Genomic DNA, 19,341 nt, shown 5'->3' on the forward strand with positions numbered 1-19,341 from the left:
AGCCGTTCAGTGCCCGCGAACGGTGATGCGGGGGTCGAGTTTCTGCAGTGCCCGGCCCAGTTCGGGTTCGCCCGTGCGCTGCAGATCCTGCTGGCTGTAGCTGCGCCCGTTCACCGGCAGGCAGTGTCCCTTCTTCACCGGAATATGGCTGCCGGTATCGCGGATGCAGTTGCGGTCGTCCGGCCGCGCGACCTGCCGCTGGCTGGACGATCCGGCGGACGGCGGCGAAGTCGGCGAATCCTGTGCCAGCAGCATGGTGCTTGCGCCGCAGCCTGCCAGCAGCATGGCGGAAACGAAAACGAACCTGGACATGTGGCCTCCAGCTCGCAGGGGGATGCGGCGAGCGCGCATGGGGAGTGCCATCCATGCTGATACGACGCGCCAACGGGTGCAAGCCGTGATGCCGCATCGTCCCGCGGCCATCCGCCGGGACATGGCAGGCGCGCGCCGCGCTATGCTGGGCGGCCGTTCCCGCCCAGCCCGTTCCGATGCGCACGATCCGTATCCACGTCGACCAGCCGCTCGCCGTCTCCGGCGAACCGAACCTGCCAGCGCAAGCCGCCGAACACGTGGCGCGCGTACTGCGCATGAATCCCGGCGACCCGCTCACCCTGTTCAACGGTGACGGCCACGACTATGCCGCGGTCATCCTCGCGGTGGGCAAGCGTGAGGTAACCGTGCGAGTCGAGTCGAAGCAGGCTTTGCGGAACGAGTCGCCGCTGCCGCTGACCCTGGCCCAGGGCGTGGCCCGCGGCGAGAAAATGGACTTGATCGTGCAGAAGGCGACCGAGCTGGGCGTGGCGCGCATCGTGCCGCTGCTGACCGAGCGCTCGGAGGTGAAGCTGGATGCCGCCCGCGCGGAAAAGCGGCTGGCGCACTGGCGCGCGGTGGTGGCCAGTGCCTGCGAGCAGAGCGGCCGAGCGCGCCTGCCCGAGATCGTCCCGGCATTGCCGCTGGCTGCGTGGCTGGACACCCTTGCCGATGACGGCGCGCTGCGCCTGGCGCTGTTGCCGGAGGCCAGCCGTTCGTCCCGCGAGCTGCGATTCACGGCAGCCGGCGGCCTGCTGGTGGTGGGGCCGGAGGGCGGGCTGGGCGAACGCGATATCGGTGCGTTGACGGCGGCCGGTTTCGACGGCCTGCGGCTGGGGCCGCGCATCCTGCGCACGGAAACCGCGGGGCTGGCCGCGCTGGCGGCGTTGCAGGCCTTGCACGGCGACGGCTAGTCCGGCGCCTGCCGGCTGGCTTCAGTCGTCCGCGTCGGACGACTCCATGGACTCGGCCGGCTCGGCGGTGTCGAGCAGGTTCAGCAAGGTGGCCTCGATCCATTCCAGGTCGGGGATCATCGCCACGTCGTCGCGCACCAGCACGTGCGCGCGCACACCCGGCGGCAGCGGCTTGCCGTCGTGGGTGGGAATGATCAGCTCCGCGTTCAGCGTGGTCAGGCGCGGGAAGCCCTGGGTCAGCACGGCGATGAACGGCAGTTTCGGATTGCCGCCGAGCGCTTTCAGCACGGCCACGCGCACGCTCAGCTCGGCATCGCCCTCCTCGGTGCCGGCCAGTTCGGTGAACGACACCAGCGGCACGCGCCAGCCGCGCCAGGCGATCCGGCCAAGCAGCCAGGCGGGCGCGCCAGCCACCGGCTCGGGCGTGCTCTGGGTGATCACCTCGGCGATGGTGGCGTTGGGCAGCAGCAGGCGCAGGTTGCCCACCGGCACCAGGACGCAGCGGATTTCACGCGGCAGTGGATCACTCATGGAAACACCTCAAGCAGGTGCGCCGCCAGTTCGGGCGGCGTACCGGAAAAACTGACCAGTCGCTCGGCGAAGATTCCGCTGACCATGTCGGCAAAATGCTCCCCGGACGACGACTCTACCCAGACCTGGCCACCACGATCGTGGATCGCCTGCGCACCGGCCACGGCATCGTTGCCGCGCCCGGCGAACACGATCGCCAGCGCATCGCGGCCGAACGCATTGGCCGCCATGGTCAGGCTGGCGTCGATCGACGGCTCCGGCGCCGCCTCGGCGTCGTTCGCCTGCAGGTCGATGCTGCCGTCACGACGCAACCGCACCTGCTGCCCGGCCGGCACCAGCAGCACCTCGCCGGGCTTGGCTCGGCCACCCTTGGCCAGCCGCACCGGCAACGCGCAGTTCGCGGCAAATTCCGCCACCAGCGAGGCATCCGACTGCCCGCCCAAGTGCTGGGTGAGCAGGAAGGTCAACCGCGTCGATGCGGGCAGCGCCGCCAGGAACGTGCATACCGCGTCGATGCCGTCGATCGCCGCGCCCAGCAGGACGACCCGGCTCAACGCGCTGCCAAGTTCGTCGAGCACCATCGCGTGTTCGTGTTCGTGTTCGTGCACGTATGCCTGCGGCGCGATCGCCTCCTCCATCGACACCAGTTCGAGGCTCATCCTCGGTTCGAGATCGGCGGCGACTGCTTCGACGTCGGGCGCGAGGAAATCGGCAGCGCTCAGCTTCTCGACCCCGAACACCGCGGCATCAAACCTTTCAGGAGCTTCCGGGGCGGCCTGCGCAGCATCGTCGTCCACCAGCGCCCAGCCTTCGGGCGCACGCACGCGCGGCGCGCTGTCGGTCATCGCCGGCTGCGCCGCTGAAGCCGGTACCGCGGCAACCGGGGCGTCTGCCAGCGACGACAATTGCAGGTGATCCACCTGGAACGTCGGTGGCGTCACAGGGGCCGGCGCCGCCACGGGGGCGGCTTCGACCGGCGCCGCAGCAGCCGCATCCACCGCCGGCGCCCCGAAGTTTCCATCGTGCAGGGGCGGCAATTCCTCGTCGTCGACAAAGCGCAGGCCCGGGCCGGATTCCGCGTCGTCATCCGCCGGCATGTCGCCGGAAGCCAGCAAAGCTTCCAGTTCTGCCGCCAGGCTCTCCGATTCCGCCGCCGCAATCTGCCCGCGCTGGCCGTCGAGGTCGTCGTGCACCAGGAAATCGGGTTCCAGTCCGGAATCCACGACTGGCCCGGCCGCCGTTTCGGCCATCGGTTCCGCCACTGCCTCGGTACTCATCGGCTGCGCGACCGGGGCGGCCCCGAGCGCCGCCGCTTCCGCCGGTGCGGCTGCCGGCGCTTCGACGCCGGGGGCACCGCCTGGCCGCGGCGGGTCGATATCACCCTCCGCCATCACCTTGACCGCCAGATGGCGCGCCCAGCGGGCGCGATCCCAGCCGACCAGCGCACGGCTGGCCTGCGCGTCGTTGAAGACCACGCGCGGACGGTCGTCGTCGATCACCTCGTAGAGGCGATCGAGCGCGTCGTCGGCGCTGTCGTCCAGGTTGACCACCAGCACGTCGGCGCCCACCCGCTGCAGCAATTCGCGGCTGAGGCTGGCCACCCCGCCTTCGTGCACGATCCGCGCGCCGCGTTCGCGCAGCGCCTCGCGCAGCTGGCCGCCCAGTTCGGTGTCGTCAAACAGCAGGGCAACCGCAGGAACCGTGTCAATCATGAACCGGCTCCACCGCACGCTGCTCCAGCACCTCCCCGATCTGCACCAGCAACTCGGCCTCCTGGTACGGCTTGCCGAGGTAGCGGTCCACTCCGATGTCGAACGCGCGCTGGCGGTGTTTGTCGCCGCTGCGCGAGGTGATCATGATGATCGGCACGTCGCGCAGTCGCGGATCCGCCTTCATGTGGGTGGCCAGCTCGTAGCCGTCCATGCGCGGCATCTCGATGTCCAGCAGCATCAGGTCGGGTACGCGCTCGTGCAGTTTCTCCAGCGCATCGACGCCGTCCTTCGCCGTGCTGACTTCGTACTCGTGACGCTCCAGCACGCGACTGGTGACCTTGCGCATGGTGATCGAGTCGTCCACCACCATCACCAGCGGCCGCACCTGCACTTCCTCGACCACTGGCGCCTGGACCGCGCTGAGGCCTTCGGCCAGGCGCTGCTCGCGGCGGATGATGCCGTGGCGCACCAGCGGCGCCAGATCCAGAATGATCAGCACCGAGCCGTCGCCCATGATGGTCGCGCCGAGCAGGCCCGGCACCGAGCTGATCTGCGGGCCGACCGACTTCACCACGATCTCGCGCGAGCCGAGCACCGCGTCGATGCGGATCGCCGCGCGCAGGTCGCCCGCGCGGGTCAGCAGCAGCGGCTGCTGTTCTTCCTCGGTCGGCAGGCCCGGCGGCAGGCCCAGCAATTCGGCCAGGTCATGGATGCCGTAGGCCTCGTTGCCGTACTGGAACGACGGCTCGTCCTCGGCCATCAGCTCGGCCAGGTCGTCCGGATTGACCCTTGCCACGCCCTGCACCGAGGTCATCGGGATCGCGAACGTGGCCTCGCCGATGCGCACCAGGATCGCCTGGGTCACCGCAAGGGTGAACGGCAGGCGCAGCACGAAGGTGGTGCCCTTGCCCTCTTCCGACTCGATCGACAGCGAACCGCCGAGCTGCTTGATCTCGTTCGCCACCACGTCCATGCCGACGCCGCGACCGGCCAGCTGGGTGACCTGGCTGGCGGTGGAAAAGCCGGTCTGGGTGATCAGCGAGAGCAACTGGTTGTCGGTGGGCCGGGTCTCGGCTCGCAGCAGCCCGCGTTCGATGCCGCGCTTGCGGATCGCCTCGCGATTCAGGCCGCGGCCGTCGTCGCTGACCCGCACCACCACCTCGGTGGCCTCGCGCGCCACCGTGATGTGCACCGCGCCCTCGGCCGGCTTGCCGGCCTTGCGGCGTTCGGCCGGGGTCTCGATGCCGTGCGCGATCGCGTTGCGCAGCATGTGCTCGAACGGCGCCTTGATGCGATCGAGCAGGTTGCGGTCCATTTCGCCGTGGGCGCCGTCCACGTGAAGCTGGGCGTTCTTGCCCTGCTCCTGGGCGGCCTGGCGCAACGTGCGGCGCAGGTTCGGCACCATCGTGTCGAACGGCAGCATGCGCGTGCGCAGCAGACCGTCCTGCAGTTCGGTACTGACTCGCGACTGCTGGATCAGCAGGGTCTCGGCCTGGCGGGTCAGCTCGTCCAGCATGTTCTGGATCGACACAAGGTCGGATACCGACTCGGCCAGCGCACGCGAGTACTGCTGCAGCTGCGAATAGCGATCGAGCTCGAGCGGATCGAACGCGGTCAGGCCCGCTTCGCGATGCTCGCGCTGGAAGCGCGCGATGATCTGCGCCTCGGTCTCGATTTCCAGCATGCGCAGCTGGCTGCGCAAGCGCGCGACGGTCTGTTCCAGCTCGACCAGGTTGAAGCGGTAGCCCGCGACCTGCTGCTCCAGTCGCGAACGGTAGATCGCCACTTCGCCGGCATGATTGACCAGGCTGTCGAGCAGGTCGGCGCGAACGCGGATCTGTTCCTGCGAGGAGCGGACTTCCTCCTCTGCCTCCGGCATCAGTTCGGGCAGGTCGAGATCGCCCGCCACGGAAACCGCCGGCAATGGCGCCGCCGGAACCGGCATGGGCGCCGGCGCCACGTCGTCGGCCAGCGCCGTTTCGCCGGCCAGCGCCAACAGGTGGTCGATCATGGCCTGCGGGTAATCGGTGGCCTGGCCTTGCGCCACCTGCTGGACCAGGGCGTGCAACTGGTCGAAGCTCGCCTCCATGGCGGCGATCAGCGGCCCGGTCTTCGAGGTATCGCGGATCGGCTTCTCGAGCAGCGTCTCGATCGCGTGGCTGAGATCGCCCACCGGCACCAGGCCAGCGATGCGCGCGCCGCCCTTGAGCGTATGCAGGTCGCGCTGCAGTTCCGGCACGTGCGCCAGCTCGGCCGGCTCGGCATGCCACTGCGCCAGCACGCCATCGGCGTGGTCGAGGATCTCGCGCGCCTCGTCGATGAAGACTTCCAGCAGATCGGCATCGATCTGGCCGGACCCGGCCAAGGCATAGGCAGGCTCCTGCGCCGCGGCGTCAGTCACCTCTTCCGCGGCACGGCTGGCGGCTGCCCGCTCGGCGGCAACCCGTTCCTCGGCCAGCTTTTCGGCGGCGATCTTTTCCGCCGCCAGTTTTTCCGCCTGGGCTCGTTCGGCCGCTGCTTGCTCGGCCGCCAGCTTTTCGGCGGCTGCCCGCTCGGCGGCAGCCTGTTCTGCTGCCTGTTCCGCGGCCAATTTCTCTGTGGCTGCCTGCTCGGCTGCCAGCTTTTCCGCCGCGGCTTGCGCCGCCGCGGCCTGCTCGGCCGCCAGCTTTTCGGCGGCTGCCAGTTCGGCAGCCGCCTGCTCGGGTTCGAAGGCATCCAGCGCCGCCACCAATTCGGCAGTCAGCTCGGCATGGCGTGCTTCGTCGGGGTGGATTTCCTGTGCTTCGCCGGCATCGGCCGAAGCCCCGGTGGCTGCCGCCTCGGCCTGCGCCGCCATGGCCTCGGACATGCCGGCCTCCAGCGAGGCGGCCATGATCGCCTGATCGGCCTCGGCATGATCTGCCGGGGTGACGGCCTCCGCCGGCTCGACTTCGTCGGCCTGCGGTTCGAACACGACGTGCGCCACCTTCGATTCGGGGTAGTAGTCGCGCATGCTGGTGATCTGCGCGGTGAGCGCATCGACGTTCGGCAGCTGCGGCTCGGCCACGTCGAACTGGCCCATCACGTGATCGACCACGTCGACCGACTGGCTCAGCAGGCGCACGCCGTCGGACGACAGCGGCAGGTTGGCGGCGCGCAGGCGCTTGAACAGGCCTTCCAGCGGCGACAGCAGTTGCGTCAGCAACGGGATGTCGACCATCGCGATCGCACCATGCAGTGTATGCACGGCCCGCAGCAGTTCTTCGCCGATCGTCAATTCGTCGTCGCAACGCTGGACCGCGGCGCGGATGGTCTGCAGGTACTGCGCCACTTCGCTGCGCAGGATCTCCAGCAGCACCGGATCCACCGGCGGCATCACCGGCATCGCCATGGCTTGCGCGGGTTCAGCCGGCTCCGGCATGGCGGATACGGCACCCGCATCCGTCAGGCTCGCGGTGGGCACGGCTTCGGCCGCTTCTGCCGCCACGTCGGCACGCGGCACGCGCCGGCGCACGATGCGGCGCACGGTTTCCATGGCCTGCGGCGCATGGTCTTCCAGGCGCGCCTGGTTGCCGGCGGCGAGCTGCTCGGCGGTGTGCATGATCGCGCCGAGCGGCACGTTCGGCGCACCTTCGCCCTTGAGTGCGGCCAGCAGCGGCGGCAAGGCATCGATCGCGTGCCGCACCAGCGCCTGCACGTTGGTGCCCGGCTCGATGGTGTTGTCCAGCACGCGGTTGAGCATGTCCTCCACTTTCCACGCGAACTCGCCGAGCACGCCGGCGCCGACCAGCCGGCCCGACCCCTTCAGCGTGTGGAACGACCGGCGAATGCCGACCAGCGACGAAGTCTGCGCGGGATCGGCCAGCCAGACCTTTTCGGCGCTGCGCAGGTTGTCGATCTCCTCCTGCATCTCCTCCAGGAAGATTTCGCGGATATCGTCGTCGATGCCTTCGGCGTTGATGTTGAAACTGGTATTCGCCGCCAGCGCGTCGCGCACCGGCACCTGCTCGACCACTTCTTCCTCGACTTCGATCCAGTCGTCGCCCGGCTCGTCGGGCCCGGCGCGATCCAGTGCGGCCGGTGCGGTCGCTTCGGTCTGCGCCAGGCGCAGCCCGTCCAGGTCATGCATGGGAGCGGCAGGCGTCTGGCTGTCGCCGATGAAGAGGTGGCCCAGGTCGTCGCCCGACAACAGGCTGACGGACTCGGACAGCTCCGGATGCTCCTCGTCCCCGCCGGCGTACCCGGCAGGCGCCGCCGCTTCCGGCGCGAAGGCTGCCATGGACGCCGCGCGCGCCGACGGCACGGGCCAGTAGCCGAGCAGGCCGAGGCTGTGCTCGGCCACGTCGAGAATGTGTTCCAGGCCACCGCGATGCTCGCGCGCGGCCTCCAGGTAATACTCCAGCGCCGCCAGCGCATCGGCCAGCTGATCCATCTGCGCACCGCTCGGCACGCGCCGGTCTTCCAGCAATTCGTAGCCGATGAAGCGGCCCACGCCCTGGGCCAATTCGGCCGGGCGCGGCGACGACAGCATGCGCATCGCGCCGGCGACCTCGTCCATCAGGACCGGCGCACCGCCCAGCCGGTCGTGCTCCCAGCCGGATTCGACGAACGCCACGATCGCGTCCTTGACCTTGCCTGTATTGGCAATCGCTTCCTGCATCAGCGTGGTGACGACGCCCAGCGCCTCGCTGCGCGGAAGGGCGTGCATCGTTTCGCCGGTGCCCGCCTCGTCCTCGGAACCCAGGCTCTCGATGTGGTCGTCCAGCGATGCCTCGACGTACAGCAGGGCACCGGCCACGTCGAGCAGGGTCTCCTCGTCGGCCGCGCGCATGCGGTTGGCGATCTCGTCGAGTACGCGCCGCTGCTCGGTAACGACCCGGCGCGGCACCGCCAGCGCCAGCATGCCCAGCGTGTCGCCGACGCGCTCGAGCACTTCGCCCTGCGCGGCCAGCTGCGCCGGGTCGCCGTTCTGCTGGCGCAGGAACAGGTCCAGCGCCTCCTTGACGCGCAGCAGGTCGTCCTTCAGCGCGCGCGACACCGAATCGAGCAGCGCGCGGTTGTGCCCGGCCATCGAGCCGCGGGCGTGCTCCAGTTCGCCGGCATCGGGCAGCAGGCCGTCCAGCGCGTAGGTACTGCGCAACAGCTCCATCTGCGGGCTGCGCTGCTTGGCCTGGGCCACGATGTAGAGCAGCTTGCAGGCCACGTCGTCCGCATCGCCGCCGCGCAGGCTGTCTTCGCCCTGCTCGATCAGCAGGCGGATGTTGCGGTCGACCTTGCCGATCAGCTGGCGCACTTCGCCGGCATAACCCTTGAGGGAACCTTGTTCCAGGCCTTCCAGCACGCCGGCGGCGATCCACCACAGGCGCCGGCCATGCACGTGATGGCAGCGCGCGGTGATCGCCAGCAGGGTCTTGCGCATGTTGACCAGCTGCTGCGCGGCATTCTGCCCGCGGAACCAGCCGAGCAGCTGCTGCTGGAAGCGCAGCCGCAGGTCCACCAGCTCGCCGCGGTGCGCTTCGGCATACGCCTCGCTCATCGCCGCGGGCGCCTGCTCCGGCAGGAACGCGTCGAGGTTGGGGTGGAACATCGCCGACTCGGGCAACGGTTCCAGCTCGCGGCTCGCACGCAGGTCGTTGAGCAGCGGCAGCAGCACCACCGGCACGTCGCGGTGGCCGCTGGACAGCCGCTCCAGGTAGTCGGGCAGCTGCATCAGGCCGCGCATCAGCGCGGCGTAGGCTTCCTCGCGATAGGTGACGCGATCCTCGAGCAGGGCGATGGCGAGCGCCTCCATCTCCGCCGTCACCATCGCCGCACCGTACAGCTCGACCATCTGCAAGGTGCCTTGCACCTGATGCAGGTGATCCGCGCAGGTACGCATGTAGTCGCGCTTGCCCGGATTGTCGACGTACGACTCCAGTGCCTCGCGGGCGATCGACAAGGTGTCGTCGAGCTCCGGCTTGACCCACTGCAGCGTGGTGAAATCGATGTGGTCTTGAAGTCTCATGCGCCTCTCTCAACGGTTGCACAACGCAAGCATCCTGCAACCAGCGAGACTGCCCCCTGTCTTGTGCTTTTCTCAATCGAACCGAAAACCGCCACGGCCGATGTCAACCCGGCAGCTTGAAGTGCGCCACCGATCGCCGCAGGTCGCTCGCCAGTTGCGCCAGCGTACCGATGGAGTCGGCCGTCTGGCTTGCGCCCTGCGAGGTCTGCGAGGTGATTTCCTGAATTGCGTTCATTGACACCGAAATATCGGTTGCCGCCGCGGACTGCTCGCGCGCCGCCGTGGAGATGTTCTGAATCAGCGCGGACAGATCGTGCGACACGCGCTCGATGTCGCCCAGCGCGCTGCCGGCGTCCTCCGCCAGGCGCGCACCGGCGACCACCTCGGCGGTGGTCTGCTCCATCGAGTTCACCGCTTCGTTGGTATCGGACTGAATCGTCTGCACCAGCGTCTCGATGCGCTTGGTTGCGCTGGTCGAGCGTTCCGCCAGTCGCTGCACTTCGTCCGCCACCACCGCGAAGCCTCGACCCGCCTCGCCGGCCGAAGCGGCCTGGATCGCCGCGTTCAACGCCAGGATGTTGGTCTGCTCGGCGATGTCGTTGATCAGTTCCACGATCGAGCCGATCTCCTGCGAGGATTCGCCCAGGCGCTTGATGCGCTTGGAGGTCTCCTGGATCTGGTCGCGGATCGAGTCCATGCCGGAGATCGTCTCGCGCACCACCTCGGCGCCGTGCGAGGCGATCTTCACCGAGCGTTCGGCCACGTCGGCCGACTCGGCGGAATTCTTCGACACGTCATCCATCGAGCTGGCGATCTGGTTGATCGCCGAGGTCGCGGTGCTGATCTGCCGCGCCTGCTGCTCGGCCGCGTTGGCCAGGTGGCGGGCGGTGGTCTGGCTTTCCTGCGCCGAGGACGACACCTGCTCGGAGGTCTCGTTGATGGTCGTCACCAGTGAACGCAGCTCGTCGATGGCGTAGTTCACCGAGTCGGCGATCGCGCCGGTGATGTCCTCCGACACCGTGGTCTTCACGGTCAGGTCGCCTTCCGCCAGCGAGCCCATCTCGTCCAGCAGGCGCATGATCGCCTCCTGGTTGCGCTGGTTCAGCTCGGTACTCTGGGCGAACCGGCGGCGCTGGTCGCGCACCAGGGTGATGACCAGCAGCAACGCGAACGCCACCGCCGCGATCGCGCCGAGCAGGCCCCACCACACGTTCGGGAACAGCCGGCGCAGCGGCAGCTTGCCGATCTGTTCGGACAGGTCGTTCGCGCGCAGCAGCACGGTCTGCGAATCCAGCGAGGCCTGGTTGCCCGCGCGCTTCACGTCGGCGATGTTGCCGGCGGCGGCGACCAGCTTGGCCACCGGGTCGGCCAGCTGGGCCCAGCTGGCGTCCATCTCGGTGAGGATCTTGCGCGCATTCGCGTCGTTGATCGGTTTCACGCCGCTGTCGGGGTTGCCCTCGATCAGGCCCTTCAGCACGTTGCCGTACAGCTGCGCGTCGCGGGACAGGCCGTCGGCTGCCGACTGGGCGCTGTCGCCGCCCTGCAGCACTTCCTGCACGCGGCGGATGATGCGGTCAGCGGACAGCATCTGGCGGGAGGTGCCCAGCATCTGTTCGGAACTGCCGTTGCGCTGCTGCAGGATGTTGACCACCTGCTCCATGCTCGAGTTGAGCAACGGCATCTGCTGCGAAAGGGTACCCGCGCGCTGCCCGGAATCGAGCACCACCGCCTTGTTGGACAGGATCTTGCCGATGTCCGCGTCGAGCTGCTTCCAGGAGGCGTCGAGCGCGCTTACGGCGCGACCGGCAGGCGTGGCGTTGTTGTCCGCATAGGGCTGCATGCCGCTCTTGGGGTCGCCCTTGTCCAGTCGCTGCACGGCCGAATCGATCGCGTTGCGGGTGGATTCGAGTTCCTTGAAGGAGTCGGTGTTGCCGTCCGCCGATTCCAGCGCGAATTTCGCCGTCTGCTGTGACAGCACCTGGATCTGCGTGGTCAGCGCGATCGCCTGGCGATCCTCGCCGTTCTTCTGGTTGAGCAGGAAGAAGTCCAGCGCCGCGAAGCCGATCGCAATCAGCAGCAGGACAATAAGTGCGGTGTAACCGCGTTCCCTGCTGACGCCCCCTGTAGTGCTCATGTTCACCTCATCCGTCTAACTGATTACGCTGCCGGCCCCGCGGAGCGGGTATCGGCCAGGGAATGCTTGTCCCAAGTTTCCGGCCCGCGCGGGCGCCGGCCCTTCATGTCACTGCAGCCTGCCCCGGTGTCAGGCCGCGGCCTGCCGGAAATCCGGTGCGCGCACCAGCCGGTTCATGCTGAAAACGGCCAACTGCTGCTCGCCCACCCGGCTGTCGACGAAGCGGGCGAGTCGCGGATCGTCTTCGCGCCCCGCCTCGCGCCGCTGTTCTTCGTCCACCGTGCGCTGGCCGAATACCTCGTCCACCAGCAACGCCACGTTGCCGCCGCCCTGGCGCACCACCAGCAGGCGGGCGCGCTCGGTGTGCTGCGTGCGATCGCCGAACAGGAAACGGCCGAAATCGATCACCGGCACCAGGTTGCCGCGCACGTTGGCCACGCCGAGCAGCCACGGCTGGGTGCCCGGCACCGGCGTCAGCACCGGTACCGCCAGCAGCTCGTTGATCTCGTCGATGCCGCTGACCAGCAGGCGCGAACCGACCCGGAAACCGATCCCGCGCCACAACCCGGGCGCCTCGAGCTTGTCCTGCGTATCGGACGCATGCCCGAGCGACAGTCGCTCGTAATGGGCCAGGATCTCGAAGGGAGTACGGTTGACGGACTGGTTCATTTCTCGCTCGGCAACAATTCGTTGATGCAGGCCAGCAGCTCTTTTTCGTTCACCGGCTTGGTGATGAAGGCCTTGGCGCCCTGGCGCAGGCCCCAGACGCGATCGGTTTCCATCGACTTGGTGGTGATCATCACGATCGGCACGCTCTGGGTCTTCGGATCGCGCGTGAGCGTGCGCGTGGCCTGGAAACCGTTCATGCCGGGCATGATCACGTCCATGATGACCAGGTCGGGCATGTCGGCGCGCACGCGCTCGATGCCCTCCTCGGCCGTGCTGACGGCGACGACCTGGTGCCCGGCCCGTTCAAGCAGCGTGGTGAACACGCGCACGTCGGTCGGCGAGTCGTCGATGATGAGAATAGTGGCCACAGGTCCCCCTCAGAATCTGCAGTCAGTGGCTCGATACCGTGCTGACGTGGCGATGGATGGCACCAAGCAGTTCGTCCCGCGTGAACGGCTTGGTCAGATACTGCTCGGCACCGACGATACGGCCACGCGCCTTGTCGAACAGGCCATCCTTGGAGGACAGCATGATCACCGGCGTGGCGCGGAACTGCGGATTGTTTTTGATCAGCGCGCAGGTCTGATAGCCATCCAGCCGCGGCATCATGATGTCGACGAAGATGATCGCAGGCTTCTGGTCGGAGATCTTGGCCAATGCCTCGAAGCCGTCGACGGCGGTCAACACCTCGCAACCCTCTTTTTTCAGCAGGGTTTCCGCGGTGCGGCGGATGGTCTTCGAGTCATCGATCACCATGACCTTGAGACCAGCCAAGTCATTAGCACTCATGTTCAAATTCACTTACTCCCCCTGCGGCCCGCCCCGAGCTCAGGATAGGCACCAAGGCATGCAACAGCCATGCCGGACAGTGCGCATGTAAAAAAGTCGAAAACGTGACACCGGCAGCCGTTCTATGACGGTGAATCCAATGGCTTTGTTGTTTACTGCCTGCCCGCCGAGACTGTCAAGCAATAATCGCCCGCACCACCCGCCGACGCACAAGGTGACCCATATTGGCACCATCTGGCCACCGGCGACAGCGGCAGGGATGTCGGCTTTGTCGCAATTCGGTGGCCTGGGCAGCCGTCGGTCTTAGTATAGCGGGCTGACGCTGCACGCCCCCCACGGGCAATCCACCCACGGAGAACCACGATGACCCTTTCGGTCGGCGTGCTGATGGACCCCATCGGCGCGATCAAGATGGCCAAGGACACCAGCTTCGCGATGCTGCTGGAAGCCCGGCGCCGCGGCCACTCGCTGCACTACTTCGAACAGGGCGACCTGGCGCTGCGCGACGGCGAGCCGTGGGGGCGGATCGCGCCGCTCGACGTGCGCGAGGACCCGCAGCGCTGGCATACGCTGGGCCCGGCGCAGTGGCGCGACCTGCGCGAACTCGACGTGGTGCTGATGCGCAAGGACCCGCCGGTCGACGCCCAGTTCATCTACGACACGATGGTGCTGGAGGCGGCCCAGCGCGGCGGCGTGGCGGTGATCAACGACCCGCGTTCGCTGCGCGATTGCAACGAGAAGCTGTTCGCGCTGGCGTTTCCGCCATGCATCGCCCCGACCCTGGTCTCCCGCGATGCCGGCGAACTGCGCCGGTTCACCGCCGAACATGGCGAAGTGGTGCTGAAACCGCTGGACGGCATGGGTGGGCGCGGCATCTTCCGGGTCAAGGCCGGCGACAGCAACCTCAACTCCATGCTGGAAACCCTGCTCGGCGGCGACGCCCACGGCGGGGGGCGGCAGTTCGCGATCGCGCAGAAATACATCCCGGAGATCAGCGCCGGCGACAAGCGCATCCTGGTGGTCGATGGCGAACCGGTGCCGTACGCGCTCGCGCGCATCCCGCAGGGCGACGAATTCCGCGGCAACCTGGCCGCCGGCGGGCGCGGCGTCGGCGTGCCGCTGTCCGAGCGCGACCGCTGGATCGTGAGCCAAGTGGCGCCCGAACTCCGCCGGCGCGGCCTGCTGTTCGTGGGGCTGGACGTGATCGGCGACTACCTGACCGAGATCAACGTCACATCCCCGACCTGCGTGCGTGAACTCGACGCGCAGTTCGGGCTTAACATTGCCGGCCAGCTGTTCGACGCCATCGAGCAGCACGCCACCGGAAACCGCAAAGCGTGAGCGCCACCGCAACCGTCAATTCCCCACCCGATCCGATCGGTGCCACCCTGCTGTTCTCGCTGCTGCTGCACGGCGTGCTGCTGCTGGGCATCACGTTCCATTTCGTGAAACCCACGCCCAGCCTGCCCACGCTGGACGTGACCCTGGTCAACGTGGCCAACCAGCAGGCGCCGGACAAGGCGGACTTCCTTGCCCAGGCCAACAATACCGGCGGCGGCCAGAGCGATCGCGCCGCGCGGCCGTCGGACTTGTTCTCCGGCGCGATCCCGAAGCCCGATCCCGGCATCGCGGCGCAACCGGTCGAAGCCGCCACGCCGCGGCCGCGCGAGGCCACCCCGACGCGCATGGTCACCACCAGCGGCGCCACCGATTTCCGCGTGACCAGCGATACCGCGCGTACCCAGGTCGACCCGCAGGAGCAGGCCCCGACCGCCGAGGAACTGCAACGCCAGCAGGCGATCGCCCAGCTCGCCGCCGAATTGCGCCAGAAGAAGGTGGCGTACGCCAAGCGGCCGAAGGTGAAATACCTCACCGCCAGCACCCGGGAATACGCCTACGCCGCCTACATGCGCGGCTGGTCCGATCGCGTCGAGCGGGTCGGCAATCTCAACTATCCGGAAGAAGCGCGCCGCCGCGGCCTGCATGGCGACGTGCTGCTCACGGTGGTGCTCAATCTCGACGGCAGCATCAAGAGCATCGAGGTGATCCAGAGTTCCGGCCAGAAGGTGCTGGACGCCGCCGCCGAGCGCATCGTGCGCCTGGCCGCGCCGTTCCCGCCGGCGCCCAGGAGCGCGGAACGCATCGACGAGCTCAACATCACCCGCACCTGGCGCTTCCAGCCCAACAACGTGCTGCAGACTCGCTGAACGGAGGCGGCGACCTCCTGCGCACGGCACGCGCTGCGCTTACAATGCGCACATGACCGCCGTGCAGCCCTCGACCCTCACCGGGCATTTCCTGATCGCCATGCCGAACCTGGCCGATCCGCCGTTCTCGCGCGGCGTGGCGCTGCTGTGCCAGCACGATGAGGACGGCGCGGTCGGCCTGCTGGTGAACCAGCTGTCCGAGTACCGTCTGGGCGACGTGCTGGCGCAGATGAAACTGGAATGCACGGACAGCGAACTGGCCGACGCGCCGGTGCTGATCGGCGGCCCGGTGCAGCAGGAGCGCGGCTTCGTGCTGCACCGCGAGCCCGGCGACTGGGACTCCAGCTACCGCATCAACGACCACTGGTCGGTCACCACCTCGCGCGACATCCTGGTCGCGATGGCCGCCGGCGAAGGTCCGCGCCAGGCGATCATGGTGCTCGGCTACGCCGGCTGGGACGCCGGCCAGCTGGAACAGGAACTGATGGCGAACGCGTGGCTTACCGCCGAGGCCTGCGGTCGGGTCGTGTTCGACACCCCGCTGGAGGAACGCTGGAGCGCCGCGGCCGGCCTGGTCGGGGTCGACCCGCGCCAGTTGTCCGGCTACGCGGGTCACGCATGAGCTGTGTGTTCGGCTTCGACGTCGGCAGCCGGATCACCGGCGTGGCGATCGGCAATACCTTCACCGCCAGCGCGCGCGCGCTGACCACCCTCACCGTGCGCGACGACGGCAACCCGGACTGGCAACGCCTCGACACGCTGCGCCAGGAATGGCAGCCCGGCACCCTGGTGGTCGGCCTGCCGCTGACCCTGGACGGCGCCGAGCAGCCCGCCAGCCGCCGCGCCCGCCAGTTCGCCATCCAGTTGCAACAGCGCTACAGCCTGCCGGTCGTGCTGGTCGACGAGCGGCACAGTTCGCAGGAAGCGGCGCAGCGGTTCGCCGCCGCCCGTGCGGTGGGGCTCAAGCGCCGCCGCGACGCCGCCGGCATCGACGCCGAAGCGGCCGCGGTCATCCTCGAGCGCTGGCTCGCCGGCGCCGACGCGCCGGCGGTCGACACCCACGGTCACTGAACAGACCTTTCCCTTCCCACCCCCAGACCCGCCGCCATGAGCCCTCGCCTGCGCCACCTGACCACCCTGGAAAACCTGCCGCGCGAGACGATCGAGCGCCTGCTCGATCGTGCCGAGTCGCTGCGCGACGCCTGCGCACACGGCACCCGCAAGCTCGACGTGCTGGCCGGGCGCACCGTGCTGAACCTGTTCTTCGAGCCGTCCACGCGCACCCGCACCTCGTTCGAGCTGGCCGCGCGGCGGCTGGGCGCCGACGTGATCAATTTCGACATCGGGCTGTCCTCCACCAGCAAGGGCGAGGAACTGTTCGACACCCTGCACACGCTCGAAGCCATGCACCTGGACGCGATCGTCGTGCGGCACAAGCAGTCGGGCACGCCCGACATGCTGGTGCGCCACGCGATGAGCGGGGTATCCGTGATCAACGCCGGCGACGGCAACCACGCGCACCCCACCCAGGGCCTGCTGGACGCGCTGACGATCCGCCAGCACCGGCCGGACGTTCAGAACCTTCGCGTGCTCATCTGCGGCGACATCAAGCATTCGCGGGTGGCCCGTTCGGACATCAATGCGTTCACCGCGCTGGGGGTGAAGGAAATCCGCCTGTGCGGACCGGCCGAACTGATGCCGGCGGCGGACGAGGCGCCGCAAGCCCGCCGCTACGACGAATTCGACCAGGCCATCGACGGCGTCGACGCGGTGATCATGCTGCGCCTGCAGAAGGAGCGCATGGCCAGCATCGAGTTGCCGGACGAGGCGGCGTATTTCGCCCACTACGGGCTGGACCGGCGGCGACTGGCCCTGGCCGCCCCGGGCTGCCTGGTGATGCACCCGGGTCCGATCAACCGCGGCATCGAGATCGCCTCGGACGTGGCCGACGGCGCGCAGTCGCGCATCCTCGAACAGGTCGGCAACGGCGTGTTCGTGCGCATGGCCGTGCTCAACGAAGTGCTGGCCCGCTGACCCATCCGCTGGCCCCGTCGGGCCGGCGATTGCCCTCCACCGGCCATGCCACCGCCCCGGGCAAGCGGGCATAATGACCGGCGCACCATTCACCACACTGGGGATCATCATGCGATCGACGACGCGATACATCGCGCTGGGTTTCGCCGGCGTCATGCTGGCGTCCTGCGGGCACAAGGACAAGGATGCGCCCCTGGCTTTCGTACCGGCGGACACGCCGTACGTGGTAGCCAACCTCGACATCATGGACGACGCCACCCGCGGCGCCCTGCTCGCCCAGGCCGATGCGCAATTGCCGTCCCAGCTGGCCCAGCTCGACGCCACCGCCGAACGGCTGGCCAGGAAGGATCCCGACGGCGCCCGCCTGCTGCGTGCACTGCGCACCGAATTCAACGGCAAGACCATCGAGACCTTCGCCCAGGGCGCCGGCCTGAACCTCAAGGGTTACTCCGCGTTCTATGGACTCGGCCTGGCACCGGTGCTGCGCTTCCAACTGAGCGATCCGGGCGCGTTCGAAGGTTTCGTCGGTCGGCTGGAAACCGCCTACGGCAAGAAGCTCGATGTCGCCAACGTGGACAAGCAGAGCTACCGCAAGTACGCGTTCCCCGCTTCCGGCACCGAGATGGTGCTGGCCACGGTCAACAAGCAGGCGGTGGCCGCGCTGCTGCCGGCGAACGCCGCGCCGGCCATGCTGCGCCAGGCGCTGGGCCTGGACCGGCCGCAGAAGAGCCTGCAGGATGACGGCCGGCTCACCACGCTGGCCAGGGCCAAGGGCTATCAGAAGTGGCTGGTCGGCGAGCTGGACCTGACCCGCGCGCTGCCGTTGGCGATCAGCGGCCAGGATCCGCTGGTCGGCGCGATCCAGAAAGCCCATGCCGAAGCCATCGCGGCCAAGACCGGCGAACCGGTCGCCACCCAGCTGCAGACCTCGCCCAGTTGCGCCGCCGACGCCGCACGCATCGCCGCGCGCGTCCCGGCGGTGAGCTTCGGCTATACCAAGCTGGACGCGAAACACCAGAACGTGCGTTTCGACGTGACGCTGGCCGACGACATCAGCAAGGCGTTTGCCGGCCTCAAGGTGGCGCTGCCCGGCCTGGGCAGCGCCGGCGCCGCGCCGTTCGACCTGAGTTTGGCGCTGCCGGTTTCCAGCGCGCGCACGTTCTGGCTGGCCCAGGCCGATGCCGTGGCCGCCAAGCCGTTCAGCTGCCCCTCGCTGACCGATCTCAACGACAGTTTCGCCAAGCTCGGCCCGGCCATGCAGAAGGCGGCGATCCCGCCGTTCGGCGACATGCTCGGCCTGCGCATCGCGCTGGACTCGCTGGCGCCGGGCAAGGACGCCGGCCTGCCCACGTTCACCGGGCGTCTCGTGCTCGGCACCAGCAATCCCGAAGGCCTGCTCGCGATGGGCCAGGTGATGGTGCCGGCGCTGGCTCAGCTGAAGCCCGCCCATGACGGCAAACCGCTGCCGCTGCCGAAGGAGATGGCCGGCATGCTGGGCCAGCAAGCGTGGATTGCCATGGGCGAAAAGGCGCTTGCGCTCGGCGTCGGTGCCGGCGAGGACGCACGCCTGAGCGACACCTTGAAGGACCCGGTCGGCGACGCCGGCCAAATGGGCCGCATGCATATCAGCGGCGCGATGTACCTGAGCTGGCTGCAGCTGATGGAACAGAAGATCGACAGCCTGGCCGCCGCGACCGCGACGCTCAGCAAGAGCGACGAACCGTCGATCGACGACAGCGACGATGCCGCCGACGCCGCCGCCGAGCTGGCACGCTCCAAGGCCCAGTTCGCCGCGATGAAGTCCCAGGCCGAACGCGTCGACAGTATCGACGCGGAGATGCACGTCGACACCGGCGGCGTGGTGATCACCAGCCAGACCCTGCTGAAGTAAGCGGCGGCGCTCGACGAAAAGCCGGGGCGCTGCGGCGCCCCGGCTTTTTCATGCATGGCGCGCGCCATCCAACGCGATTCCAACATCGCCGTGATCCACCCTTCGCATCCGTAATCCCGCGCTGAACCGGTAGCGGTCACGGCCACGCGGCGTTCACGACGCGGCTGT

Annotated in this window: 15 protein-coding genes; 7 read left to right on the top strand and 8 right to left on the bottom strand. The window is 68.4% G+C overall.

The window, feature by feature from the left end; translation table 11 throughout:
- Positions 1 to 6: 6 nt before the first annotated feature.
- Entirely contained in the window at positions 7 to 312 is a 306-nt protein-coding gene (locus KK131_RS04820; protein WP_214555559.1) for a hypothetical protein, read from the bottom strand.
- Between the two features lie 176 nt (positions 313 to 488).
- On the opposite strand from KK131_RS04820, the gene KK131_RS04825 reads away from it, so the two are divergent.
- Positions 489 to 1,223: a 16S rRNA (uracil(1498)-N(3))-methyltransferase gene (locus tag KK131_RS04825; RefSeq protein WP_214555560.1), complete on the top strand. Its 735-nt coding sequence runs from the start codon at positions 489 to 491 to the stop codon at positions 1,221 to 1,223.
- 21 nt (positions 1,224 to 1,244) lie between these two features.
- On the opposite strand, the gene KK131_RS04830 is transcribed toward KK131_RS04825, so the two are convergent.
- The 7 genes from KK131_RS04830 to KK131_RS04860 all read right to left on the bottom strand — a co-directional run bounded on the left by KK131_RS04830 (position 1,245) and on the right by KK131_RS04860 (position 13,053).
- Complete coding sequence (locus tag KK131_RS04830; protein WP_214555561.1) at positions 1,245 to 1,754, bottom strand: chemotaxis protein CheW; 510 nt, start codon at positions 1,752 to 1,754, stop codon at positions 1,245 to 1,247.
- Positions 1,751 to 3,466, bottom strand: a complete 1,716-nt coding sequence (locus tag KK131_RS04835) for a chemotaxis protein CheB (RefSeq protein ID WP_214555562.1) — start codon at positions 3,464 to 3,466, stop codon at positions 1,751 to 1,753. The genes KK131_RS04830 and KK131_RS04835 overlap by 4 nt, the downstream gene beginning before the upstream one ends.
- The gene (locus KK131_RS04840; RefSeq protein WP_214555563.1) at positions 3,459 to 9,449 is read right to left on the bottom strand and encodes an Hpt domain-containing protein; all 5,991 of its coding nucleotides are present in this window, start codon (positions 9,447 to 9,449) and stop codon (positions 3,459 to 3,461) included. Before KK131_RS04840 ends, KK131_RS04835 begins: the two co-directional genes overlap by 8 nt.
- A 103-nt stretch (positions 9,450 to 9,552) precedes the next feature.
- Entirely contained in the window at positions 9,553 to 11,583 is a 2,031-nt protein-coding gene (locus KK131_RS04845) for a methyl-accepting chemotaxis protein (protein WP_214555564.1), read from the bottom strand.
- A 129-nt stretch (positions 11,584 to 11,712) separates the two neighbouring features.
- Positions 11,713 to 12,252: a chemotaxis protein CheW gene (locus KK131_RS04850; RefSeq protein ID WP_214555565.1), complete on the bottom strand. Its 540-nt coding sequence runs from the start codon at positions 12,250 to 12,252 to the stop codon at positions 11,713 to 11,715.
- Positions 12,249 to 12,620, bottom strand: coding sequence for a response regulator (locus KK131_RS04855; protein ID WP_214555566.1), 372 nt, complete (start codon positions 12,618 to 12,620; stop codon positions 12,249 to 12,251). Before KK131_RS04855 ends, KK131_RS04850 begins: the two co-directional genes overlap by 4 nt.
- Positions 12,621 to 12,642: 22 nt before the next feature.
- Positions 12,643 to 13,053 (bottom strand): response regulator, encoded by a 411-nt coding sequence (locus tag KK131_RS04860; protein WP_345777213.1) that lies wholly within the window; start codon positions 13,051 to 13,053, stop codon positions 12,643 to 12,645.
- 351 nt (positions 13,054 to 13,404) lie between these two features.
- Here KK131_RS04860 and gshB point away from each other — a divergent pair, with 351 nt between their 5' ends.
- The 6 genes from gshB (at position 13,405) to KK131_RS04890 (ending at position 19,173) form a co-directional block, all read left to right on the top strand.
- Positions 13,405 to 14,382, top strand: a complete 978-nt coding sequence (gene gshB, locus KK131_RS04865) for a glutathione synthase (protein WP_214555567.1) — start codon at positions 13,405 to 13,407, stop codon at positions 14,380 to 14,382.
- The gene (locus KK131_RS04870; protein WP_214555568.1) at positions 14,379 to 15,248 is read left to right on the top strand and encodes an energy transducer TonB; all 870 of its coding nucleotides are present in this window, start codon (positions 14,379 to 14,381) and stop codon (positions 15,246 to 15,248) included. Before gshB ends, KK131_RS04870 begins: the two co-directional genes overlap by 4 nt.
- Positions 15,249 to 15,300: 52 nt before the next feature.
- On the top strand, positions 15,301 to 15,870 hold the full coding sequence (locus KK131_RS04875; protein ID WP_214555569.1) for a YqgE/AlgH family protein: 570 nt from the start codon (positions 15,301 to 15,303) through the stop codon (positions 15,868 to 15,870).
- Positions 15,867 to 16,319, top strand: coding sequence for a Holliday junction resolvase RuvX (gene ruvX / locus KK131_RS04880; RefSeq protein ID WP_214555570.1), 453 nt, complete (start codon positions 15,867 to 15,869; stop codon positions 16,317 to 16,319). Before KK131_RS04875 ends, ruvX begins: the two co-directional genes overlap by 4 nt.
- 36 nt (positions 16,320 to 16,355) lie before the next feature.
- Positions 16,356 to 17,282 (top strand): aspartate carbamoyltransferase catalytic subunit, encoded by a 927-nt coding sequence (locus tag KK131_RS04885; RefSeq protein WP_214555571.1) that lies wholly within the window; start codon positions 16,356 to 16,358, stop codon positions 17,280 to 17,282.
- A 109-nt stretch (positions 17,283 to 17,391) separates the two neighbouring features.
- On the top strand, positions 17,392 to 19,173 hold the full coding sequence (locus tag KK131_RS04890) for a hypothetical protein (RefSeq protein WP_250887057.1): 1,782 nt from the start codon (positions 17,392 to 17,394) through the stop codon (positions 19,171 to 19,173).
- Positions 19,174 to 19,341 lie beyond the last annotated feature (168 nt).

The organism is Rhodanobacter sp. LX-99, from assembly GCF_018599185.1.
Classification (GTDB): domain Bacteria; phylum Pseudomonadota; class Gammaproteobacteria; order Xanthomonadales; family Rhodanobacteraceae; genus Rhodanobacter.